The organism is Streptomyces sp. NPDC016562 (assembly GCF_043076955.1).
In the GTDB taxonomy this organism is placed as follows: Bacteria; Actinomycetota; Actinomycetes; order Streptomycetales; family Streptomycetaceae; genus Streptomyces.
Genome location: NZ_JBIBRZ010000004.1, coordinates 250,001 through 271,783, shown reverse-complemented (window position 1 = coordinate 271,783; position 21,783 = coordinate 250,001). Strand labels below are relative to the sequence as shown.

Here is a 21,783-nt window from a genome sequence, read left to right as displayed (position 1 = left end):
GCCCTCAACTCTCAGCTCGGATTCGTGATTCAGTGACACCGCAATCGATGATTCAGGACGCGATCGACCAGGCGATCGTGGAGGCGGGCACCAGCGGGAACATCGTGCTGCTTCTCGTCGACAAGGGACGCGAAACCCTGGTCGAATGGGGTACGGAGCACGCCGGTGCGAAGCCCGCGGAGCAGTATTACCAGCTGGGTTCGATCTCGAAGTTCCTCACCGCGGTGGCGTGCCTCGTCCTGGAGCAGCAGGGCGAGCTGAGTCTGGACGAGCCGATGCGGTGCGCCGACCCCTTGATTCCCCGCTATCTGGGGCGAAGGGTTTCCCTCACACCCCGCCAGGTCCTCCACCACGTGACGGGTCTCAACGTACGCAGCGTTCCCGGATACGCGCGCGACGAGACGATTCCGGCCCTGGCCGACATCATCGCCGGAAAGGGCCGGTCGCCGGCGCTCGCCTTCACCGGGATACCGACGGGCCGTGTCGCCTATTGCAGCGGCGCTTTCGCGCTGCTTCAGACGGAACTCGAACACCGGCATGACCTCGCCGGACTCCTCCCGGACGCGCTCCGTGCCATGTCACCCGGGGTGGCCGTGCTGGCCGATGCGCTCGCAGGGCCGGTGCACCCCCTCCTGGCCGAGGGATTCATCCACCCCTCGATCCCCGTTCCGTACGGCTCGCTCCACTACCCCGAGACCTGTGCCGGGGGCCTGTGGGCGCGTCCGAAGGACCTCATGACCCTGCTCGTCGACGTCGCGGCCCACCTGCGCGGTGACGACCCGGCCGGCCCGTTGGGCCGTCGGATCCGCGGAGAACTGCTCTCCCGCCATCTCCACCCCAAGATGGCGATGTCCGCCCTGGTCGACGAAGACAAAGAAGGACGGACCTACTACCACCACCAAGGGGCCAGCGCCGGATTCACCACCGAGTTCGCGAGCTACCCCGAGGACGACGTACACATCGTCGCGATGGCGACGGCCGCGGTCACTCCGCCCGAGCTGCGCACGGTGGTCAAGCAGGCGCTCGCCACCACGTCCGTGGGCACCCCGGTCCCGTCCCCGGGCAGTGGGCTCGCGCCGCAGAGCGCGACGGCGGACAGCCGTACCGAGGACGCCGGGAGCTACGCCGGCGACTCCCTCGCGGCCGAGGTGGCGCGGGACATCGCCACGGTGCGCACGCAGAGCGGGTTCGAGCTGGAGCTGCGCAGGACGGCCCCGCACGTCTACACGGTCTCCGGGGAGCAGTACCCCCGGTGCGTGATCGACGGAGACCGCATGCGGTTCAGCGACGGCTCCCGCCTGTACAGGCTCAGCCGCTCCTCGACCTCCGGATCCTAGGAAAGATCGGTGACTTCGGTGCCAGAACTCCTCGTGCTGAGCAGGATCCAGGCCGGCTGGGACCTCTTCCAGAGCAGCTACGTAGAGGCTGCCCGGACGTTGCGCAGAAACCCCGGACAGCTCGCGGAGCTGTGGGCGGAGCGCCGTCGTGCGGTGGAGCTGCACCCGCTCTCCGACGACCTGCGGGAGCTCTACGGCGCCCAGATCGACCGGAGCCGTGCCGCCATGGCCACGCTGGCTCCCCCGCTGCTGCAGAGGTACGCCGACCACGCCGTGCCGCTGATCGAGCACGCCTGGCTTCGGAGCATTCCGTTGCGCAGCAGCGCGGTCGAGGCGGCCCGGGCCGTGCTGAAGGAGCTCTCGCTCCCCGACGAGGCGGCACTGGCCACGGTCAGCAGCCCACCGGGCGGCGGGCCGGCCGGCCGGACCGCCAAGACGGCCACCGGCTTTCGCATCCTGGCCACCGACGACGGCACCACATCGTCCCTCGCGGTGCTCCTCCACGAGGTGGGGCACTTCCTCTACGAGGCCGACCCCGGGCCGGGGCCGACCGAGGGCATCGCGCACTACGTCGAATCCGAAGCTGCGGCGCTGGCCCTCGGGCGGGTGGGGTTCGACAGGTACCTCGCCGCACTCCCGGAGTGCGGCGAGAAGCGGCGGCTGTGGGCCTCGTACTGCGACACCGAAGCCTGGCTGAACCACTTCTACTTCCTGACGGAGGCCGCCGAGATGGGGCTCTGCGCGCCGCCTCCGGACACGTTGGACATGCTCTACCTCCGGGACACCTACGGCAGCACGGTCGGCTACCAGTTCGTGTACGCCGCGGCGTCGAGCCTCATGGCCGATCACCCGGAGCAGCTCGTCACCCGGCTGCGCACCGCCGCCCCCGCTACCGCCCCCGCCACCGCCGCCACCCGTACAGGAGAGGAGATGACCTCCACATGGTGATCGACCACGTAGGACAGGACCCCCAGGACGAGGTCGCGGCACGCTTCTACAGCAAGATCGACCGCAGCAGGTCCGTCCAGCAGACCGGTGAAGGACTCTGGCTGGTCCTCGGCCATCCGGAGGCCGTGCAGCTCCTGAGGGACCGCACCGTCAGCAGCATGACCAGAAACCCCGGCTCCGGCATCTGGGACCAGGTCTCCTCGCGCTTCTTCATGTTCAAGGACGCCCAGCAGCACATGCGGTTGCGGCGCATGGTCGGCGACTGCTTCACCCCCGCCCGCCTGGCGGAGCTGAAGGCCGGCATCCGCCGGGCGACCTGTGATCGTCTGGACCGGCTGGGCGAGGCCGCCGCGGCCGGGGGCCCGCAGGCCGACATCATGGCGACGGTGGCCTACCCGGTCGCCTCGGAGGCCATCTGCCGCCTGCTGGGCGTGTCCCCGGTCGAAGGTGCCTTCCTCGGCCAGTGGGCCGTCTCCCTGTCCCAGCACACCAGCGACGAGCAGTTCAACCGCAGCGCCGACGAGATCCTGGCCTTCTTCCGGGAACAGCTGTCGGCCCACCGCACGACCCCCGGGGGCTCGGGCCTGCTGCCGATCATGGCCGAGCGGGCCCTCGCCGCGGGCATCGACGACGACGAACTCCTCGCCACCTGCATTCTGCTGGTCGTCGCGGGCTTCGAGACGAGCGCGAACTTCTTCGGGAACATGCTCCTGTCGCTGCTGTGGCGCCGTGACCGGTTCGAGCGGCTGGTAGCCGACGAGGCGCTGGTCGCGCCCGCGATCGAGGAGCTCCTGCGGCTGCACAGCCCGGCGCACGTGGTGATGCGCAAGACGACCGCGGCCACCGTCGTGGGGGACACGGTCATACCGGCCGAGGCCCAGGTCGCCGTCCTCCTGGGGCTGTGCAACCGGGACCCGCGGGTGTTCGACGATCCGGACGCCTACCGCCTCGACCGCGCCTCCAATCCCCACCTCGCCTTCTCCCAGGGCCCGCACTACTGCGTGGGCGCCTCACTGGCCCGCGTCGAGCTGGAGGCGATGCTGCGCGCGGTCCTCGACCGCCTCCCCCTGCTGTCCCTCCACGTGGAGCAGCCGCTGCGCTGGTCGGGCCGCTTCCTGGGCAGGGGCCTCGACCGGCTGGAGGTCGTCGCCGCATGAGCACACGCACAGAGGGCGCCGTCGAGAACGCGCCCGCGCCGGAGCGGGCCCTTTCGTGGGGACCCCTGCGACTGGGCCTGGGCGGCAACCGCCTGGCCGGACCCGATTCCTTCGGCCCGCCGCGGGACGAGGACGAGAGCCACCGGGTCGTCCACCTCGCCTGTGACCTCGGGGTGGCCGTCATCGACACCGCCGACTGCTACGGCCCGTACTGGTCCGAGCGCATCATCGGAGAGGCGCTGAGCCGGCGGGACTCCCGGCCGCTCGTCGCCACCAAGGTGGGCGTGGTGCGCGACGCGTCCGCGGGCTGGTCCGTCGAGGCCCGGCCGCAGGACCTGGCCCGGGCGGCCGAAGGCAGTCTGCGCAGGCTGAGGCTCGAAGCCGTCGACGTGCTGCAGCTGCACCATCCCTCCACCCGGGTCCCGCTGGAGGACCAGGTCGGTGCCCTGCAGGAGGTACGGCGCCGTGGCCTGGCCCGTCATATCGGCCTGTGCAACGTGACGCTGGAGCAGCTGCAGCGGGCCGAGCGCGAAGGACCGATCGCCAGCGTGCAGAACCATCTGCACGCCCTGCGCATCACCCCGGACGACCTGCGCCTGGTGGCGTACTGCAAGGACCGTGGCATCACCGTCATGGCCTACCAGCCCTTCGCCGAAGGCGCCCTGCTGAACGAGCCCAGGGTGGTGCGAGCGGCCGAACGCAAGGGCGTTCCCGCCGCCCAGGTGGCGCTGGGCGTGCTGCTCGACCTAGGCGACCACGTGATGCCGATCCCCGGATCGGGATCGGCCCGCCACGTGCAGGCCAACGTCGACGCCGTCGTGGACCACCTCGGCCCGGCCGACCGCGGGTACCAGCCGACACCGACCGATGCGGAGCACCTGTGATGAGACTGCCCGAACGCTCGGGGCCGCGGCCCGTCACCAGCGCCACCGTGCCGCACCAGCAGCTCACCCAGAGCTCCCCCTACTACGTACAGAGGCGGCTCCTGCGCCGGTGCGAGGAGCTCGCCGGCGTCGAGGTGTCCGCCACCAGGGTGTCCGTACCGGGCGCCGTCGGCCTGCACCTCACCCACGCGGGGCAGGACGGCCGGCCGCTGGAGTTCGCGCACGCCCACCCTTCGTACGACGGCTCGTGGCACGTCAGCCTGCCGGCGGCCGAGGCGGCCGCGGTCGTCGAGGCGGGATGGGGCGAGTACCACCCGCTCGCCGGCGACCGGCTGCCCCGGGGCACCGTCCTGCTGTTCGCACCCAGGGACGGCGAGGAGTCCGATGTCTGCTTCGACCTGCTGAAGAGCGCCCACGCCTTCGCTTGCCGCACGCTCGGGGGATCACGTGACTGACGACGACTTCGGTTCGGTGTGCGTGCTGGGCGCCGGCCGTTTCGGAACGGCCCTCGCCCTGCGGCTGATGGACCACGCGGTCAGCACGCGGGTCGCGACCCGCCGCGCCGACGCCGAGACGCCCGGTCTGCCGGGCCCCCTGCTGGAGCGGGGGGCCGTGAGGCCGACGCTCGAAGCGCTCGACGGGGCGGACATCGTGGTGCTCGCGCTTCCCTTCCAGGCCGCGGTGAACCTGGCGGAGAGGTTCCCCGGGTTCGCCGAGGGCCGGATCGTCGTGGACGCGACGAACCCGCTGACCGAAGAGGGTGACGGCATCGTCCTGCCCCCCGACACCAGCGGAGCGGTCGAAATCGCGCGGCGCATCCCCTACGCGCGTCTGGTCAAGGCCTTCAGCACCTGCACCGCGGAGGACCTCGCCTCGGACGGGACCGGGGCGCTCAATCTGGTGGCGGCGGACGACGAGGCGGCGAAGCAGACCGTGCTGCGGCTCTCCCGCCACATCGGTCTCGCGGCGCTCGACGCGGGCGTACTGGCCCACTGCGGTGTCCTGGAGGGGATGGCACTCCTGCGTGAGGAGATCCGTCGCCGCAACCCCGCCGCTGCCGCCGAGGCCGGCGCCCGCCGCCTGACGGGAGCTCTCCTCCCGCCCGGTACCCGGGTGGAACACCCGTGCTGAACTGGGGATTCATCGGGGCCGGCCTTGCGGCCAGGGCCGCCATGGCGCCGGCCGTGCACCAGTCCCGGCTGGGCACCCTGCGCATCGCGGCCGCCAGGGACCGGCGGCGGGCCGAGGCGCTCTCCCCGCAGAAGCAGAGCACCGACTACGAGGACGTGCTGGCGGACGACGCCGTGGACGTCGTCTACATCAGCCTGAGCAACGAGAGCCATCTGGCCTGGTGCGTCAAGGCGCTCGAAGCGGGCAAGCACGTGCTGTGCGAGAAGCCGCTCGCACTGTCGGCCGCGCAGGTGGACCGGCTCGCGGAAGCCGCGGACCGCACCGGGCGCACCGTATCGGAGGCCATGTGGTACCGGTGGCACCCACGGATGCGTGCGGCCGAGCGCATCGCCGCGTCCTTCGGCCCCGGAGCGCACACCGAAGCGACGTTCGCCGTGCACCGCACGGACCACGCGAACTACCGGTGGGACCCGGCGAGGGGCGGCGGCGCGCTCTACGACCTGGGGGGCTACGTTCTGAGCGCGGTACTGGCCCTGAACGGCTGGCAGGCGCCCCGGATCGTATCGAGCGCCATGACCACCGGCCCGACCGGAGTCGACACGAGCACCACGGCGTCACTGGCATGGGACAACGGCGCGACGGCCGAGGTCCACGTGTCGTTCACGGCGGAGCGGCCGCATGAGGTCCTCGACCTGCGCGGAGCCGGGGAGCAGCTGTCGCTGCCCGACTGGCCGTTCTCCGCGGTGGCCCGGGACACCGTGCACCTGGTCCACCGCCACAGGTCCGGCCGGAAGGCGGTGTCGGAGTACTCCGACGTCAACGCCTACCGCCTGATGGTGGACGAGTTCAATCGTGTGGTGAGCGGCGAGGACGGCCGGCACGGCGAGAGCGGCGAGCTCGTCGAGCGCGCCTGGACCATGCCGCTCGCCGAGTCCCGTGCCGTGGCCGCGCTGTCCGAAGCCGTGGCCCACGAAGCCTCATCCAAGGAGAACTGACGATGGACCCCACACCCAGCGGACGGCCCTTCCAGAAGCTGTGGGCAGCCACCGCCACGTCGAACCTCGCGGACGGGGTGAGCCTGGCCGCGGCGCCGCTGCTCGCGGCCACCGTGACCCACGACCCGGCGCTGATCGCCGGCATCACCGTGGCGCAGAGGGCCCCGTGGCTGGTCCTGGCCTTCCTGTCCGGAGCCCTCGCGGACCGGCTGGACCGCAAACGTGTCGCACAGGCGGCGAATTGGATCCGCGTCGCCGGGTTCGCGACCCTCGCGCTGGCGGTCCTGGGCGACGCCGTCTCCATGCCGCTGCTCTACGCGGTCTTCTTCGCCATCGGGACGGCCGAGACGCTCTACGACAGTTCGTCGTCCGCGTGGCTTCCGACCCTGGTGGACCCGGACGACCTGGGCCGGGCCAACGGACGGCTGCAGACCACCTTCGTCGTCTGCAACGAGTTCGTCGGACCGCCGGTGGGCGGATTCCTGTTCGCCTCCGCGGCCGCGGCCCCGTTCGTGCTCGGAGCCGGCGGCTATCTGGCCGCCGTCGGCCTGCTGGCGCTGATCCCCTCGGCCACCCGCCACCGGCAGGAGCCGTCCGCGGAGCCCGTGTCCGCGGAGCCCCTGACGGTGAAGGGCATCGCCGCGGACATCGCCGTCGGCGCGCGGTGGTACTGGTCGTCGCCGACGCTGCGCTCGCTGAGCGTCATCGCGGCGATGGGCAACGCCGTCAGCGCCGCCACCTACGGCATCCTCGTACTCCTCGCCACGGACGTACTGGGTGTGACGTCGAGCTGGTACGGCGTACTGCTCGCGGCCAGTGCCATCGGTGCGGTCGTGGGCGGCCTTGTGGCCGGCAAGGTGGGTGAGCGGATGCCGCTCGGCACGTTGATCCTGGTGACGAACCTGTTGTCGGCCGGATCCACCATCGGCATGGGACTGGCGATCAGCCCGGCGGTCACCGTCGCCTTCATGGCGCTGGACGGCTTCGTCGTCCTGATCCAGACCATCCAGGTCGTCACCCTGCGCCAGCAGATCGTGCCGAACGAGCTGATGGGCCGCGTCACCGCGGCCTACCGGTCCGTCGCCGTCGGCGCCTTCACGGTCGGAGGGATCGTGGGCGGCCTGGTGGCCAAGTTCTTCGGGATCCCCGCCGCCTTCTACGTCGGTGGTACCGCCATGGCGGTCACGGCCCTGGCGGTCCTGCCCGTGCTGAACAACAAGCGCCTCGCCCAGGTGAAAAAAGAGGCAGCAGATCCGGAAGGGACTTCCGGCTCCCGTTCGATGAAGGAGGATGAAAGTGAAGGAATTCACTCTCGATGACCTGGTGCGCATCCTGCGGGAATGCGCCGATCAAGACGTCTGGACCGAAATTGAGTTGGGCGCGGACATAGCGGACGAGGATTTCGAAAGCCTCGGCTACGACTCGCTGTCGCTCTTCAACACGCTCACGCGCATAGAGAGTGAATGCGGAGTCGAGCTTTCGTACGACATCGTCTACACGGCCGCGACCCCAGGGACCCTGGTGAAGGTGGTCAACGAAGCTCTTCTGAGCAAGGCGTAAAAGAGAGAGGGGGGTCAGGGACATGTGCGGAATCGCCGGGTGGGTGGACTTCGGACACGACGTGTCGGCACGGCACGAAGAGATCCGGAACATGACGGACACGCTGGCTTGCCGCGGCCCGGACGCGGAGGGGATGTGGACGGCCCCGCACGTGGCTCTGGGGCACCGCCGGCTCGCCATCGTCGACCTTGAGGGTGGCCGTCAGCCGATGACGGACGATGACCGCGGCCGTGAGCGCGTGACGCTCACGTTCTGCGGAGAGGTCTACAACTTCTCCGAGCTCCGGACCGAACTGGTCGGGCACGGGCACGCGTTCCGCACGCGCAGCGACACCGAAGTGGTGCTCCGCGCCTATCTCCAATGGGGCCCGTCCTTCGCCGAACGCCTGAACGGCATGTTCGCGCTGGCGATCTGGGACGGCCGCAGCGAGGAACTGACGCTCGTACGCGACCGCATGGGCGTCAAGCCCCTGTATTACTTCCCCACCCCCGACGGTGTGCTCTTCGGGTCCGAACCGAAAGCCATACTGGCCCACCCGACGGTGTCCGCCCGCGTGAATTCCGAGGGACTGCGCGAAGTCCTCGACATGGTGAAGACGCCGGAGGCGGCCGTCTATTCGGGCATGTACGAGGTGAGGCCCGGGCACATCGTGCGGGTGAGCCGCAAGGGCCTGGTCAAGCTCCGCTACTGGGCTCTGGAAGCCCGCGAACACACCGACGACCTCGGTACGACGATCGGGACGGTCCGCGAGCTCCTGGAAGACATCGTCCAGCGTCAGATGGTGGCCGACGTCCCCCTGTCCTCCCTGCTCTCCGGGGGTCTGGACTCGTCCGCCATCACGGCTCTCGCCGCCCGCACGCTGGGATCGGAGCGGCTGAGGTCCTTCTCCGTCGACTTCGCCGAAGCCGCCGCCGGGTTCCAGCCCGACGCGGTACGCGGCGCGGCCGACGCCCCCTACGCACGCGAGCTGGCCCGGCACGTCGACGCCGACCACACCGAGATCATCCTGGACAGCGCGGAGTTGCTCAGCCCGGCCGTACGCGCGGCCGTCCTGCGCGCCACGGACCTGCCGCCGGCCTACTGGGGTGACATGTGGCCGTCGCTCTACCTGCTGTTCAAAGCGGTGAAGCAGCACACCACCGTGGCACTGTCGGGGGAGTCGGCAGACGAACTCTTCGGCGGATACCGGTGGTTCCACAATCCGGGGGCCGTACGGGCGGACACCTTTCCCTGGCTCACGTCGGGTTCGGCCCGCTATTTCGGCGGACTTCAACTGCTCGACCGGGGACTGGTGGAGAAGCTCGACATTCCCGGATACCGCCAGGCCCGCTATCACGAGGCCCTCGGCGAAGTCCCCGTACTGCCGGGCGAGGACCCGGGCGAGCGCCGCATGAGGGAGATGAGCCATCTCAACCTCACCCGCTTCGTACAGACGCTGCTGGACCGCAAGGACCGCATGAGCATGGCGGTCGGGCTGGAGGTCCGGGTCCCCTTCTGCGACCACCGGCTGGTCGAATACGTCTTCAACACCCCGTGGTCGATGAAGGCGTTCGACGGCCGGGAGAAGAGCCTGCTCCGCGCCGCCACGGCCGACCTGCTGCCCGCGTCCATCCTGGAACGCGTCAAGACCCCGTACCCGACCACTCAGGACCCGGCCTACGAGCGCGGTCTGCGCACCGAGATGGCCGAGATCCTGCGCGACGGCAACGCCCCGGTGCGGTCCCTGCTCGACGTGGAGAAGGTGCGGGCGGTCCTGGACCGGCCGCAGGGTGCGACCAGCCGGTCCTACGACCGGGGCAGTCTGGAGATGGCGATCTGGCTCAACAGGTGGCTCGGCTCCTACGACGTCACTCTGGATCTTTGACGCCGGAGTCGCCCAGGAGGTCCGAGGTGGCCAGCAGATAGCCGAGCTGCGCCCGGTTGGTGGATCCCAGCTGCTCGGCGATCTTCGCGATGTGCGAACGGCAGGTCCGCACGCTCATGCCCAGCCGCCGGGCGATGGCCTCGTCGACGTAACCCGAGATCAGGAGCTGGCAGATGGTCCGGCGGATGCCCGGGATCACACTGGGCTCCTCCCGGCTCCGGCTGCTGGACGTCAGGGGGGTCCCGCGCTGCCAGGCGCGCTCGTAGACGTCCACGAGGAAGGCGATGAGAGCCTGGTTGCGGACTTCGAGAGCGCTCTGCCGGTCGCTGCGGGCCGGGATGAAAGCCACCTCGCGATCGAAGATGATCATCCGCTCGAACAGCTCGTCCAGGGTCCGGACCTGCGCCGACGCGCCGGCGTCGGTGATCTGGTGGATGTAGTCCATGGTGGCCGGGTTGTAGCGCACGGTGTGCTGGTATAGCGTCCGCAGCCGCACCCCGCGGCCGAGCAGGGCACGGCTGCGCTGCAGGGCCTCGGACAGCACCGCCGAGGAGCGGCCGCCGCCGGGCTGGGCCGTCAGCAGCTCGGTGGTGCACCGCTGGGTGGCATCGTCGATGGCGGCGTTGATGGCCGGCAGGCCCTCCAGCATCACCAGGTCCGCCGTGGGGCGCTGCTGGGCGTTGTAGAGGGCCTCGATCGGGTCCAGGGCCCGCTGCAGTCCCTGGGTGACCGCCTGGCGCTGGTGGATCTCCTCCTCGATGGGACGCACGAGCATGGCGAGGGCGTAGGACGGGCGGATGGGCATCAGCGTCCGCTCGGCGCCGGGGGCGGGCTGGAGGAGCTGCATCCGCAGGAGGCAGGCGGGCGCGGAAGACTGATCGGCGTGACCGGTGCGGACGGCGTCCATGTAGTACTCGACGCCCCGCTGGCAGAGTGCACCGCTGTTATCGCACTCATTGCCCGATTCACACGCTTCGTTCATGTTCAGCCTCCTGCAATGTCACTTCATGAGCACCTTCAACTCTTGTACGGCTGAAGCTGTCGCGAGAAGCTCTCATCCATCGCGGGTATCCGCCCGCGAATGAGGGGGGAAATGATGAAGCTTCTTCACAAGGCTACCGGGCCTGCAATCGTGCTCATTGCACTCGTCACGGTCCTCACAACTACCGGCCCCACCGCTGCGAATTCAGCGGACAACGAAACTCACGCGACCGCCGGTGCCGCCGGTTCCGTCAAGGCTCCGGATCCCGGGTGGGATTAATCACTCCGCTGGGCGACTCTGGGGTACTCGGGCCGGGCGTGGCTCCTATGAACCGGGAAAGCATGCGATACCTGCCGCCACCGTACGAACCGCCGCAGAGTTCTGGCGACCTCACGCGGCGCCTGGAATCGCTCCTCGCTGCGGACGTGCCGGCGGTGTGCCCCGTGTACGTGGGGCTGGCGCTGCCCGTTTCCTGTTCGCCGAAGCACGCGCTCGCGACCCACGCCATCGCCGAGCATCTGGCACGGCGCGACGTCGAGGCGCTTCCCGCCTTCAGCGAGATACCGCCCCGTCGGCTCCGCGTCCTCACCGCGGCCAGTTGGGGCCGCGCGGACGCGGTGGGGTCGGAGGTCGACCACCTTCCGACCGATCTGGCGACCGGCCTGTGGTGGCGGATCAGCGAACTGTGCAAGCGTTCCGAGGACTTGACCCCGCTCGAACGCGAGACGGCCGGCACGCTGATGCTGCGGCTGGGCTATCCCGAGCAGGCGGCGGGGCTGCTCGGGATCACCGACGTACGGGCGGGCATCCCGGCCTTCCCCCGGGACGTCCGGCCGGAGCACGCACTCGCCCGGGTGACCGTCACCCTGCAGCTGCACCCCAGGCCCGGTCTCGTGGTGACGCAGGCCCTTCGCGCGGTGGCCGATCCCGGCCTGTCCGTCCTGACCCGTCTGACACTGGCGGGCTTCGCGATGCCGCTCGAAGCGAGCCGTGAGGCGGGATCCGGGGCCCTGTACGAGACCGTCCGGCTGGCCGAGCAAGCGCTGACGCGACTGATCGACGTGGATCCGGAGCACCGGTGGGTCGAGCGCAGGGTCCTCCAGTCGCTCGCCGACACCGCCGTCCTGAGAGGGGAACCGGAAGCCGCTCACGCCTATCTGGACCGGGCGGCCCTGGGCGCGATGGGCATGCGGCCGCAGGACGGCCTGCGGCGACTGGCGTGGGACGAAGAGGTGCTCGCTCTCCTCGCGTGCCAAGGGCGCGCCTGCCGGAGCAGGGACGACGCCGAGGGCGCCGTGGTCGCCACGTCCCGCATGCCGGGCATCGCTCCGTACGACGCCCACGCCTGGGCCGCCCACGGCTACGCGCTCCTGGCCTCGGGCCGGCTGGACGAGTCGCTCCACGCCTACGAGGAGATGCTCCCGCTCGGCGGACATCCGGTGGCCGCGGCCGCGTTCCACCTCGGCTGGATCCACGAGAGCCGCGGAGACCGCAGACGCGCCCAGGACGCCTACGCGTACTCGTACTCGATCGACCCCACGGTTCCCGCCGTCCAGGAGAGGCTGTCCGTCTTTCGCTGACGGCGCCCCCGGTCCGCTCCGGTGGGGACCGGGGCGCCCCCACTGAACAACCAACCAAGAGAGACGTCTGATGTTCGAGGCTCACCACCACGCCCGCATGCTCGCCGACGCCACGCGGCTGACCGCGTTCCACGACGCCATGGCGGAGGTGATCGCAGACGGGGACCGGGTCCTCGACGCCGGAACGGGTACGGGCATCCTCGCGGCCATGGCCTCGCAGCTGACCTCGGGGACGGTCGTCGCGGTCGAGTACCTGGAGGACACCGCTTCCTTCGCGCGGCAGGCCCTGCGGGCCTCGAACCTCGACCGCGTCGAAGTCGTCCAGGGCAACGCGGTCCAGGTCGACATCGGCACGCCCCCCGACGTCGTCGTCTCGGAGACGATCGGATCCATCGGACCCGAGGAGAACATCGTGGGGCTGACCCACGCCCTGCGCAGCCGGTACCCCGACATTCGGGCCTTCATCCCGTCACGGCTGCGCGTCCTGGCGGAGCCGGTCCTCTCGCCGGAGGCGGACGCGTTGCGCGCGAGCGTCATCGGAGCGTTCACCCGGGAGCAGCCGGGCGGGATGTCGTTCGCGTCCGTCCTGCCGGAGGCGGAACACGCGCTGGGCAGCCAGATCATCACCGCGAAGCTGACCGATGCGACCTCGGCCGGACCTGCCCGGACGCTCATCGAATACGACCTGGGCAGCACCCCGGAGGCCGACTTCAGCCAGACGGTGTCCTTCGGCGACTCCCCGGCCAATGCCGTGCACCTCTACTTCGAGGCGCCCCTGTCCTCCTCCGTGACCCTCAGCAGCCACCGCACCGCGCCGTTCACGCACTGGGGCCACTCGTACATCGTCCGTCCGCCCCGAGCCTCCGCGGTCACGATCGGCTACCGCAGCGCCGACCGGCGCTTCACCTGTCGCTGGGAGCGGACCGCTGATCGGACCGCTGATCGGACCGCTGACTCCGACTGACAACGGCTCCGCGCCGGGTTGTATCAGGCGGGTATCGGACAGCGCTTGGTCGTCCATCGAAACCGTGCGCCGGGCCGTTGTACGAGGGGGCGCGGCGGCAGCCTGCCGTATGGTCGTTTCGGGTCGCCGGGCGCGCCACGGGGGAGTGGTGGCGAGCGCCGCCGGGACCGCAGTCCCGCCCGGTCCATGTCCGTACGAACAGGAGTCGTCCGCCGTGTCCTCCACCGCCCCGGCCGGATCCTCCGCGCCCCCCGTCCGCGTGCTGCTGGTCGAGGACGACGACCTGATGCGCCGGTCCTTCACCGTCGCCCTGGAGCGCTACGGGTACGAGATGAAGGCCGCGGCCGACGGGCTCGAAGGGCTGGAGGCCTTCCGGGACGAGCGCTTCGACCTGCTCATCCTGGACGTGATGCTGCCCGGACTGGACGGGATCGGGCTGTGCCGCAGGGTCCGGGAGACCAGCCTGGTGCCTGTTTTGATGATGTCGGCCCGGGGCGACGGGCTCGACGTCGTCGCCGGTCTGGAGGCCGGAGCGGACGACTACGTGGTCAAGCCCGTGGACACGTACGTGCTGGTGGCGCGCATCCGGTCCCTGCTGCGGCGGGCCACCTACGCGCCCGCACCGCAGCCCGGGCAGCCCGCCGGCGAGAAGTCGCAGGCCGAGGGGGAGGTGCTCGTGTTCGGGGACCTCCGCATCGACACCGCCGGCATGGAGGTGTTCGTCTCGGGCAGCCCCGTGGCGCTGACCCCGACCGAACTGAAGCTGCTCCTCCAGTTCGCCGCCCACCCGGGCGTCGTGCTGGAGCGGCACACCCTGCTGCGCGACGTCTGGGAGTACGGCTGGGACGGCGACAGCCGGGTCGTGGACCTGTGCGTGCAGCGGCTGCGCCGGAAGCTGGGGCGCGAGCGGATCGAGACGGTCCGCGGCTTCGGCTACAAGTTGAGGCGCTGAGGCCGGTGCGTCCGCGTTCCCTCCACCGGCTGTGGCCGGCCCGCGCGTCCCTGCGCTGGAAGATCGCCGGGCTCGCCGCGGTCACGGCGTGCCTGGTCGTGGCCGTGGTGGGCGTCTCGGTGCACCTGTGGACCGCGGACGACATCCGCGACCGGGGCGAAGCGCGGGCCGTCAACACGCTCTACTCGGCCATGGACGTCCACCGGCGTACGGGCACGCTCGCGGACGGCGCCGTCCTGGACCCGGCCGAACTGCCCGCCGTACTGCGCGACCCGGCCGACGACAAGCGGCACACGGCCTACGACGGGCGCGTCGAGGGAAACGTGGGCCCGAGCTTCTGGGCCGCCCAGCGCACGGGCGGCCCCCAGAGCCCGGTCCTCGCCGTCCAGATCAACATGAGCTCGGAGCTCCACACCCTGCGCCGGCTCGACGCGGCAATGACGCTCGCCTCGCTGCTCGCGCTCGCGGCGGCCACGCCCCTGACGATCTACGGAGCCGGGCTGCTCGCCCGCAGGCTGCGGCGGGTCTCGCAGACCGCCGGCCGGATCTCGGCCGGGGACCTCGACGCCCGGACCGGGCCCACGAAGGGCCACGACGAGGTGGCCGACATTGCCGCCACCGTCGACCTCATGGCCGACAGCCTCGGCCGACGGCTGCGCACCGAGCGCCAGTTCACCGCGGACGTGGCCCACGAGCTGCGCACCCCCGTCGGCGGCCTGCTGGCGGCGGCCGACCTGCTGCCGCCGGGTGACACGGAGGATCTGATCCGCGCCCGGGTGCGGGACCTGCGCGGCCTGGTCGAGGACCTCCTGGAGATCTCCCGCCTCGACGCGGGCGCCGAGCAGCCCGTCCGCGCCCGCGTGCCGCTCGACGCCGTGGTCCGCGAAGCCGTGGCCCGCACGGGCCTCGACACGGCGGTCACGGTCAACGAGACCAAGACCCCGACGGTGGAGACCGACCCGCGCCGCCTGGAGCGGATCATCAGCAACCTGGTCGTCAACGCCCACCGCCACGGGGCCGGCACCCCGGTGGAGGTCACCGTCGAGGGCCGTACGGTCGCCGTACGCGACCACGGCCCCGGCTTCCCACCCGACCTCCTGCTCCACGGCCCCCGCCGCTTCCACAGGGCCACCCCCCAACGCGCCCCAGGCCACGGCCTGGGCCTGACCATCGCCCAAGGCCAAGCCCACCTCCTAGGCGCCGACCTCCACCTGACCAACGCCCCAACGGGCGGCGCCCTGGCGACCCTGCACTTGCCGGCGTGACCCCCCGTCGGCGTCTCGGCCTACAGCGGGACCGCCTGACGGCCTGCCTGGCGTGACCGCGTGACGGCCTCCCGGGCTGCGGCGTGGCCGTCCGCCCCGGCCTTCCGGCCTTCGGCGTGACGGGGTCCCGGTGCGACGGCCTGCGGGGTGTCCGCCTGATGGCGTGACCACCTTTGGCGTGACCATCTTTGGCGTGACCGCCTGACGGCCCCGCAGCCAGCGGCGCGTCCGCCTTCCCGGCCTACCGGCACGGGGGCGGCACCCCGGTGCAGGTCACGGTCGAGGGCCGTACGTTCGTCGTACGCGACCACAGCCCCGGCTTCCCGCACGACCTGCTACTCCACAGTCCGCGCCGTTTCCACTCGGGCGCGGGCCGGAGCGCGGCTCGGGCGGCCATCATCCCCTGGGCCAGGACCAGCTCCTCGGCGCCGACCTACGCCTGGCAACGCCCCAGCCGGCGGCGCCCTGGCCACCCCGTACCCGCCGGGAGGCGCCCCGTACACAACCGCTACCAAGCGGCGCGGGCTCCGATACGTGCCCGCTCCGGGCCCGATACATTCCCCCGACACCCTTCGAAGTGCGCCTTCCCGCACCCGAAGAGGAGTCCCCCGTGACGACCCGTCCCCCCGCCTCGTACGACCCGTACGCCCCGCACACCACGCCCGGCGTCGCGGCCTCCACCACCGACCTGACGAAGGTCTACGGCAGTGGTGACAACCGGGTCGTGGCCCTGGACCGGGTCACCCTCGGCTTCCGGGAGGGCGAGTTCACCGCGATCATGGGCCCCTCCGGCTGCGGCAAGTCCACCCTGATGCACTGCGCCGCCGGGCTCGACTCGCCCACGTCCGGTTCCGTACGCGTCGGCACCACCGAACTGAGCACGCTCGACGACCGGCAGCTCACACAACTGCGCCGCGACCGGATCGGGTTCGTCTTCCAGGCGTTCAACCTGCTGCCGACGCTGACCGCGCTGGAGAACATCACGCTGCCCCTGAGCATCGCCGGGCGCCGCCCCGACCGGCAGTGGCTGGACCGCGTGGTCTCCATGGTCGGCCTCTCGCAGCGCCTCGACCACCGGCCGGCACAGCTGTCGGGCGGCCAGCAGCAGCGCGTCGCGGTGGCGCGCGCCCTGGTCTCCCGCCCTGCGATCGTCTTCGGCGACGAGCCCACCGGCAACCTCGACTCCCACGCGTCAGCCGCGGTCCTCGGCTTCCTGCGCGACTCGGTGCGCGAGCTGGGCCAGACCGTGGTCATGGTCACCCACGACCCCGTCGCCGCCGGCTACGCGGACCGCGTCGTCTTCCTCTCCGACGGCCGCCTCGTCGACGAGATGGCACACCCCACGCCGGACCGGGTCCTGGACCTGATGCTGCGTCTCTCCCGGGGAGCTGACACGGCCGGGGCCCCGAAGGCGTAGGAACCGCCCCCCGCCCCCGCCCCCCCGCCCACGCCCCCCGCCCTCCGCTCGCCTCCGTCGAGCCGCGTCCCGGAAGCCCCTCTCCCCATGCTCAGAACAGCCCTGCGCAACCTCCTCGCGCACAAGGCCCGTCAGCTCATGACCGTCCTCGCGGTCTGCCTCGGCGTCGCGTTCGTCTGCGGCACCCTCGTCTTCGCCGACTCCACCGCCGCCGCCCACCGCGCCGCCGTGTCGAAGAACTTCACCGGCATCGCGGTCACCGTCACCGCGAAGGAGCCCCCGCCCGGGGCCCCCGCCGACCAGCCGGCCGGCGTACTCGACGACACGCTCGCGCGGAAGCTCGCCGAGGTCCCCGGTGTCGCCGCCGTACGCCCGTCGGTCGACGGCTCGGCCACCCTGAACGCGGCGGACGGCACCCCCCTGCGCGCCGGCAAGCCAGGGGCGAACCTGGCCGCCGCGTACGTACCCAACACGGTCGGCAAGGACGGCAAGGACGGGAAAAACGGCAAGGACAGCCGCTATCCCCTGACCGACGGCCGCGCCCCCACGAACAGCGGCGAACTCGCCGTCGACACCGGCACCGCCGCCGCCGGCCACTTCCGCCTCGGCGACACGATCACGCTGGCCACCGACGGCCCGGTCATGACCAAGCGGCTCGTCGGCATCGTCACCACCACGGAGACCCGGGTGACAGCCGGCGGCACCCTCACCCTCTTCGACAAGGCGACCGCCCAGGAACTGTTCGCGTCCCCGGGCACGTACACCGGCGTAGACCTGGCCGCCGCGCCCGGCACCACCCCGTCCGAACTCGCCGCCCGCGTCACCGACGTCCTCCCGGCCGACCGCGCCGAGGCCACGACCGGCGCCGCACGGGCCGCCCAGCAGGCCGTACTCGTCGACACCCTGACCCGGGGCTACGAGAAGCTGCCGCTGCTCTTCGCCGGGGTCTCGCTCTTCATCGGCTCCTTCCTCATCGTCAACACCTTCACCATGCTCGTGACGCGCCGCACCCGCGAGATCGCCCTGCTGCGCGCGATCGGCGCCTCGCGCCGCCAGGTGTCCCGCTCCGTCCTCCTCGAAGCGCTCCTGACCGGCCTCGTCGCATCGGCGGCCGGGTTCCTCCTCGGCCTCGGCATCGCCGCCGTCCTGCCCGACCTCCTCGGCGCCGACGGCAGCACGCTGCCCCGAGGCCCCCTGGTGATCGGCCCGCGCTCCGTCGCGGCGGCGCTCGGCGTGGGCGTGGGCGTCACCGTCCTCGCCGCGTGGCTCCCGTCGCGCAGGGCGGCGAAGGTCGCACCCGTCGAGGCGATGCGCACAGCCGAACAAGCCCCCGCCACCTCCGACTCCTCCCGGCTCTCCCAACTCCGCATCCGCGGCGCCGCGGGCCTGGCCCTGCTCCTCCTCGGCGTCGGCTGGCTGGTGTCGCTCACGGGGGCGAAGGACGCCTCGGAGGAAAACCTCCAGAAGGCGATGCTCGGCTGCGCCCTCCTCATCACGGCCTTGATCCTGCTGGCCCCGCTGCTCGCCGTCCCGGTGGTCCGGCTGACCGGCCGACTGACCGGCCGCCTCGGCATCACCGGCCACCTCGCACGGGAGAACGCCCTGCGCGACCCGCGCCGCACCGCGGCCACCGCCGCGACCCTGATGATCAGCACCGCGCTGGTCGCCGGCCTCGCCGTCATCGGACACTCCACGGCGCGGGCCCTGGACCACCAGGCCGCGGCCGGTCTCGGCGCCGACTACGTGATCAGTACGCGCAGCACCATGACCGGCATCGACCCCGCCGCCGTACGACGGGTGGCCGACACCGCCGCCGTGGCCACCGCGAGCGCCGTCGCGGACTCCACGCTGTTCACCGCCGGCGGTGTCCGTCAGATCTCCGGCGTCGACCCCGACACCGTGAACGCCGTCATGAAGCTCGACTTCGTCAGCGGCTCCGCCGAAAACCTCGGCCCGGGCCGCATCGCCCTCTCCCGCACCCTGGCCCGCGAACACGGCCTGACCACCGGCAGCCGCCTGAACGCCCGCATCGGGCGCGGCCACGAACCGGAGCAGTACACCGTCGTGGGCGTCTACAAGGACAACCCGGTCGCCCGGGACGTCCTGGGGGCCCGTACCGACGTGGCGAAGCACAGCTTCCTGCCCGACTCCGTCCAGCGCATCCTCGTCCGCACGAGCGGCGACGCGGTCTCGAAGACCACCGAGCGCCGGTTGCGCACCGCCGTGGGCAACAGCCCGCTGCTGAAGGTGCAGGACCGGGCCCAACTCGTCCGCGAGGCCGCCGGCACCATGAGCGACCTGCTGAACGTGATGTACGGGCTGCTCGCCATCGGCGTCGTGACCGGCGCGCTCGGCATCGTGAACACCCTGGCCATGTCGGTCGCGGAACGCACCCGCGAGATCGGCGCCCTGCGCGCCCTCGGCATGGACCGCGCGGGCATCCGCCGGATGATCCGCCTGGAGGCGGTGACGGTCGCCACCTTCGGCACCCTCCTCGGCCTGGCGGGCGGCCTGTTCGCCGCCTGGGCGGTCGGCTCACTCGCCAACGGCGCGATCGACCAGTACTCCCTGACCCTCCCCTGGAGCACCCTCTTCCTCACCTGCCTCCTGCCCCCCACGACCGCAGCCCTGGCCGCCACCCTCCCAGCCCACCGAGCCGCCACCCTGAGCCCCCTGAAGGCGGTAGCCCAGACCTAACCCCCACCCACCGCCCAGCCTCCAGGGCCTCACGGTCCGGCGGTACGGATCAACGAAGGATGCCTTCGCAGATCTGCCGCGCCAACTCGCCGACGGCGCGGCAGATTCTCGTTCGTCCTGCCGCCCCGTCCGGTAGGGGCCGCGGTCAGCGCTCCACGGTCTGGGTGACGCGCCACAGGCGCCGGGGCAGGTCGCCCTCCTCGAAGGCGTGCACCTCGGTGAGGTTCCAGCCCTGGGCGAGGGCGGCGACCAGGGTGCGCGGGAAGAAGTGGACGGCGAAGCCGCCGTGTTCGTAGATGTCGTCACCGTGGGCCGTGCCGGCGCCGTAGTGGGCGTCACCGGTGTGGCGGACCGTGTAGACGAAGGTGCCGCCCGGCCGCAGGACCCGGCGGACCTCGTCCACGAGGTCGTGGATCTCCTTCGTGGACAGGGCCATGCACAGCAGCATGTGGGCGAACACGCCGTCGACGCAGGCGTCGGGCAGCGGCAGCGGTTCGCGTACGTCGTGCACCGAGGCGGTGACCCGCCCGCCGATCCCCTCGGCGCGAGCGGCTTCCCGGAGCTGCTCCAGACCGGTGGGGCTGAAGTCGGTGGCGTGGACGGTGAAGCCCTCGCGCGCGAAGTACAGGGCGTCGCGGCCGTGACCCGCGCCGAGCTCCAGCACCTCGGTCGCGTCGGCGGCCCGGAACTCGGCGGCGGCGTACACGGCCGCTGCCGAGGGCTGCTCCCCGTACATGCCGGGATGCGCGGCGTACGTGGCCTGCCAGTGCGCCTGCTGCACGTCCGCCAGCTCGTCGTCCGTCACGATGGTCCGCCTCCTGCTCGTGGGTATCGGCCAGCGTAGAACCCGCCGGGCACGTGGGAGCGGCTTGCAACCGGTACCCAGGTACAGGTTTACCGTCGGAAGTGTCCCCGCCTGTGGGGGCGTGACGACGGGAGAGCGCGATGAGCGGTCTGGCGTGGGTGCCGCAGTCCTGCACCCTGCCCACAGAGGCTCAGCCCCTGCGGGTCGCGGAGTGGGACGCGTTGCTGGCCGAGCAGCTGACCTCGGTGTCCTGGACCGGGCCGCAGGCCTTGCGCCTCGTCTTGGCCGGCGGGCCGGCGGTCGAGGAGCAGGTGCGTGATCTGGTGGGACGTGAGAGCGCCTGCTGCTCGTTCTTCACCTTCACGATCAGTCCCGGCGAGGCCGCGAACGTGCTGGACGTTCGGGTCGAGGGCGATCACCAGGTGGTTCTGGAGGCCCTCGCCGTACGGGCCGGTGCCGCAGGGGCGACCCTGTGAGCGGGCGCATGCGCAGTGGGCAGGTCGCCGACGCGGCCGGGGTGAACATCCAGACGCTGCGCTACTACGAGCGGCGCGGCCTGCTGGCCGTGCCCGAGCGCAGCAACGGCGGGCACCGCCTGTACGACGAGGAAGCGGTGACCGTACTGCGGGTCATCAAGGCCGCCCAGCGCCTCGGCTTCACCCTGGACGAGGTCGCCGAGCTGCTGGAGGCCGGCCGCCACCGCCACGGCCGTCCGGTCCCGGGCCTGCAGGAGCGGGCCGCCGCGAAGCTCGCCGAGGTCGACGCGAAGATCGCCGACCTCACCACCCTCCGCACCGCCCTGGCCACCGCCGTCGAGGCGGGCTGCGACGACCTGACCGTCTGCGCCCAGAGCCCGTGCTGCCCGATCCCCTTCACCGACCTCGCCGAGGAGAACCGCCATGGCGGCCCCTGCTGCTGACCCGCTTCCCCCCAAGGCTCGCAAGGCCCCCACCGCCCGCAAGGCCCCCACGGCACTCGCCGGCCTGGCGGCCCTGGCCTGCGTGGCCTGCTGCGCCCTGCCCGTCCTGGTCACCGCGGGGGTCCTGGGCGCCGGAGCAGGGGCCGTCGTCGGCCGGCTGCCCGCCCTCGCTGCCGTCTTGGCCGTGCTGGCCGGGGGAACCTGGTGGCTCGGACAGCGGCGCCGCAGTGGCAGCCGCATCTGCTCCTGCGCAGCGAACACCACAGGGAAAGGGGACGGATGCGGCTGCCGGTCGTCCTCCGCCCGGCGCGGGTCAAGTGCGTAGG

21 protein-coding genes are annotated in these 21,783 nt (G+C 71.6%); 19 read left to right on the top strand and 2 right to left on the bottom strand.

Annotation, left to right across the window (positions count from 1 at the left end):
- Positions 1 to 47 precede the first annotated feature (47 nt).
- Genes ACF059_RS19735 through asnB form a run of 10 tightly spaced genes read left to right on the top strand, consistent with a single transcriptional unit; the run spans position 48 to position 9,876 of the window.
- Positions 48 to 1,337: a serine hydrolase domain-containing protein gene (locus ACF059_RS19735; protein ID WP_392058742.1), complete on the top strand. Its 1,290-nt coding sequence runs from the start codon at positions 48 to 50 to the stop codon at positions 1,335 to 1,337.
- Positions 1,338 to 1,346: 9 nt separating this feature from the next.
- Positions 1,347 to 2,285 (top strand): hypothetical protein, encoded by a 939-nt coding sequence (locus ACF059_RS19730; RefSeq protein WP_392058739.1) that lies wholly within the window; start codon positions 1,347 to 1,349, stop codon positions 2,283 to 2,285.
- On the top strand, positions 2,279 to 3,442 hold the full coding sequence (locus ACF059_RS19725) for a cytochrome P450 (RefSeq protein ID WP_392058736.1): 1,164 nt from the start codon (positions 2,279 to 2,281) through the stop codon (positions 3,440 to 3,442). Before ACF059_RS19730 ends, ACF059_RS19725 begins: the two co-directional genes overlap by 7 nt.
- Positions 3,439 to 4,326, top strand: a complete 888-nt coding sequence (locus tag ACF059_RS19720; protein ID WP_392058733.1) for an aldo/keto reductase — start codon at positions 3,439 to 3,441, stop codon at positions 4,324 to 4,326. The genes ACF059_RS19725 and ACF059_RS19720 overlap by 4 nt, the downstream gene beginning before the upstream one ends.
- Positions 4,326 to 4,781, top strand: coding sequence for a hypothetical protein (locus ACF059_RS19715; protein ID WP_366867559.1), 456 nt, complete (start codon positions 4,326 to 4,328; stop codon positions 4,779 to 4,781). The genes ACF059_RS19720 and ACF059_RS19715 overlap by 1 nt, the downstream gene beginning before the upstream one ends.
- Positions 4,774 to 5,457, top strand: a complete 684-nt coding sequence (locus tag ACF059_RS19710; protein WP_392058730.1) for an NADPH-dependent F420 reductase — start codon at positions 4,774 to 4,776, stop codon at positions 5,455 to 5,457. Before ACF059_RS19715 ends, ACF059_RS19710 begins: the two co-directional genes overlap by 8 nt.
- Positions 5,451 to 6,452 carry a Gfo/Idh/MocA family protein gene (locus ACF059_RS19705; protein ID WP_392058727.1) on the top strand — a complete coding sequence of 334 codons (1,002 nt, stop codon included), beginning with the start codon at positions 5,451 to 5,453 and terminating at the stop codon, positions 6,450 to 6,452. Before ACF059_RS19710 ends, ACF059_RS19705 begins: the two co-directional genes overlap by 7 nt.
- A gap of 2 nt (positions 6,453 to 6,454) precedes the next feature.
- Positions 6,455 to 7,771, top strand: coding sequence for an MFS transporter (locus ACF059_RS19700; RefSeq protein WP_392058723.1), 1,317 nt, complete (start codon positions 6,455 to 6,457; stop codon positions 7,769 to 7,771).
- Positions 7,749 to 8,012: an acyl carrier protein gene (locus ACF059_RS19695; protein ID WP_392058720.1), complete on the top strand. Its 264-nt coding sequence runs from the start codon at positions 7,749 to 7,751 to the stop codon at positions 8,010 to 8,012. Before ACF059_RS19700 ends, ACF059_RS19695 begins: the two co-directional genes overlap by 23 nt.
- A gap of 22 nt (positions 8,013 to 8,034) precedes the next feature.
- Entirely contained in the window at positions 8,035 to 9,876 is a 1,842-nt protein-coding gene (gene asnB, locus ACF059_RS19690) for an asparagine synthase (glutamine-hydrolyzing) (RefSeq protein ID WP_392058717.1), read from the top strand.
- Here the strand turns inward: asnB and ACF059_RS19685 are convergent.
- Positions 9,860 to 10,858: a LuxR C-terminal-related transcriptional regulator gene (locus ACF059_RS19685; RefSeq protein WP_392058714.1), complete on the bottom strand. Its 999-nt coding sequence runs from the start codon at positions 10,856 to 10,858 to the stop codon at positions 9,860 to 9,862. The genes asnB and ACF059_RS19685 overlap by 17 nt on opposite strands.
- Before the next feature lie 341 nt (positions 10,859 to 11,199).
- Between ACF059_RS19685 and ACF059_RS19680 the strand changes: the two genes are divergently transcribed.
- The 6 genes from ACF059_RS19680 to ACF059_RS19655 all read left to right on the top strand — a co-directional run bounded on the left by ACF059_RS19680 (position 11,200) and on the right by ACF059_RS19655 (position 19,733).
- Complete coding sequence (locus ACF059_RS19680) at positions 11,200 to 12,438, top strand: tetratricopeptide repeat protein (RefSeq protein WP_392058712.1); 1,239 nt, start codon at positions 11,200 to 11,202, stop codon at positions 12,436 to 12,438.
- A gap of 70 nt (positions 12,439 to 12,508) precedes the next feature.
- On the top strand, positions 12,509 to 13,402 hold the full coding sequence (locus ACF059_RS19675; RefSeq protein WP_392058709.1) for a methyltransferase domain-containing protein: 894 nt from the start codon (positions 12,509 to 12,511) through the stop codon (positions 13,400 to 13,402).
- A gap of 214 nt (positions 13,403 to 13,616) precedes the next feature.
- Positions 13,617 to 14,354 carry a two-component system response regulator CseB gene (cseB, locus tag ACF059_RS19670; RefSeq protein WP_392058705.1) on the top strand — a complete coding sequence of 246 codons (738 nt, stop codon included), beginning with the start codon at positions 13,617 to 13,619 and terminating at the stop codon, positions 14,352 to 14,354.
- Positions 14,355 to 14,359: 5 nt separating this feature from the next.
- Entirely contained in the window at positions 14,360 to 15,619 is a 1,260-nt protein-coding gene (locus tag ACF059_RS19665; RefSeq protein WP_392058702.1) for an ATP-binding protein, read from the top strand.
- Positions 15,620 to 16,229: 610 nt separating this feature from the next.
- The gene (locus ACF059_RS19660) at positions 16,230 to 17,036 is read left to right on the top strand and encodes an ABC transporter ATP-binding protein (protein ID WP_392058699.1); all 807 of its coding nucleotides are present in this window, start codon (positions 16,230 to 16,232) and stop codon (positions 17,034 to 17,036) included.
- A gap of 87 nt (positions 17,037 to 17,123) precedes the next feature.
- Positions 17,124 to 19,733, top strand: coding sequence for an ABC transporter permease (locus ACF059_RS19655; RefSeq protein WP_392058696.1), 2,610 nt, complete (start codon positions 17,124 to 17,126; stop codon positions 19,731 to 19,733).
- 145 nt (positions 19,734 to 19,878) lie between these two features.
- Here ACF059_RS19655 and ACF059_RS19650 read toward each other — a convergent pair whose 3' ends face one another.
- A complete protein-coding gene (locus ACF059_RS19650) occupies positions 19,879 to 20,538 on the bottom strand; it encodes a class I SAM-dependent methyltransferase (protein ID WP_392058693.1) in 660 nt (219 codons plus the stop codon).
- A 140-nt stretch (positions 20,539 to 20,678) separates the two neighbouring features.
- Here ACF059_RS19650 and ACF059_RS19645 point away from each other — a divergent pair, with 140 nt between their 5' ends.
- Genes ACF059_RS19645 through ACF059_RS19635 form a run of 3 tightly spaced genes read left to right on the top strand, consistent with a single transcriptional unit; the run spans position 20,679 to position 21,782 of the window.
- Positions 20,679 to 21,014, top strand: coding sequence for a hypothetical protein (locus ACF059_RS19645; protein WP_392058690.1), 336 nt, complete (start codon positions 20,679 to 20,681; stop codon positions 21,012 to 21,014).
- Between the two features lie 8 nt (positions 21,015 to 21,022).
- Positions 21,023 to 21,457 (top strand): MerR family transcriptional regulator, encoded by a 435-nt coding sequence (locus ACF059_RS19640; protein WP_392058687.1) that lies wholly within the window; start codon positions 21,023 to 21,025, stop codon positions 21,455 to 21,457.
- Positions 21,438 to 21,782, top strand: coding sequence for a hypothetical protein (locus ACF059_RS19635; RefSeq protein ID WP_392058684.1), 345 nt, complete (start codon positions 21,438 to 21,440; stop codon positions 21,780 to 21,782). Before ACF059_RS19640 ends, ACF059_RS19635 begins: the two co-directional genes overlap by 20 nt.
- The last annotated feature ends 1 nt before the right edge of the window (position 21,783 follow it).

Bases quoted from the DNA above. Each gene is read 5' to 3' on its own strand.
- ACF059_RS19645 (WP_392058690.1), top strand. From the start codon at position 20,679: ATGAGCGGTCTGGCGTGGGTGCCGCAGTCCTGCACCCTGCCCACAGAG.
- ACF059_RS19715 (WP_366867559.1), top strand. From the start codon at position 4,326: ATGAGACTGCCCGAACGCTCGGGGCCGCGGCCCGTCACCAGCGCCACC.
- ACF059_RS19680 (WP_392058712.1), top strand. From the start codon at position 11,200: ATGCGATACCTGCCGCCACCGTACGAACCGCCGCAGAGTTCTGGCGAC.
- asnB (WP_392058717.1), top strand. From the start codon at position 8,035: ATGTGCGGAATCGCCGGGTGGGTGGACTTCGGACACGACGTGTCGGCA.
- ACF059_RS19685 (WP_392058714.1), bottom strand. From the start codon at position 10,858: ATGAACGAAGCGTGTGAATCGGGCAATGAGTGCGATAACAGCGGTGCA.
- ACF059_RS19655 (WP_392058696.1), top strand. From the start codon at position 17,124: ATGCTCAGAACAGCCCTGCGCAACCTCCTCGCGCACAAGGCCCGTCAG.
- ACF059_RS19675 (WP_392058709.1), top strand. From the start codon at position 12,509: ATGTTCGAGGCTCACCACCACGCCCGCATGCTCGCCGACGCCACGCGG.
- ACF059_RS19720 (WP_392058733.1), top strand. From the start codon at position 3,439: ATGAGCACACGCACAGAGGGCGCCGTCGAGAACGCGCCCGCGCCGGAG.
- ACF059_RS19700 (WP_392058723.1), top strand. From the start codon at position 6,455: ATGGACCCCACACCCAGCGGACGGCCCTTCCAGAAGCTGTGGGCAGCC.
- ACF059_RS19635 (WP_392058684.1), top strand. From the start codon at position 21,438: ATGGCGGCCCCTGCTGCTGACCCGCTTCCCCCCAAGGCTCGCAAGGCC.
- ACF059_RS19725 (WP_392058736.1), top strand. From the start codon at position 2,279: ATGGTGATCGACCACGTAGGACAGGACCCCCAGGACGAGGTCGCGGCA.
- ACF059_RS19735 (WP_392058742.1), top strand. From the start codon at position 48: ATGATTCAGGACGCGATCGACCAGGCGATCGTGGAGGCGGGCACCAGC.
- ACF059_RS19640 (WP_392058687.1), top strand. From the start codon at position 21,023: ATGCGCAGTGGGCAGGTCGCCGACGCGGCCGGGGTGAACATCCAGACG.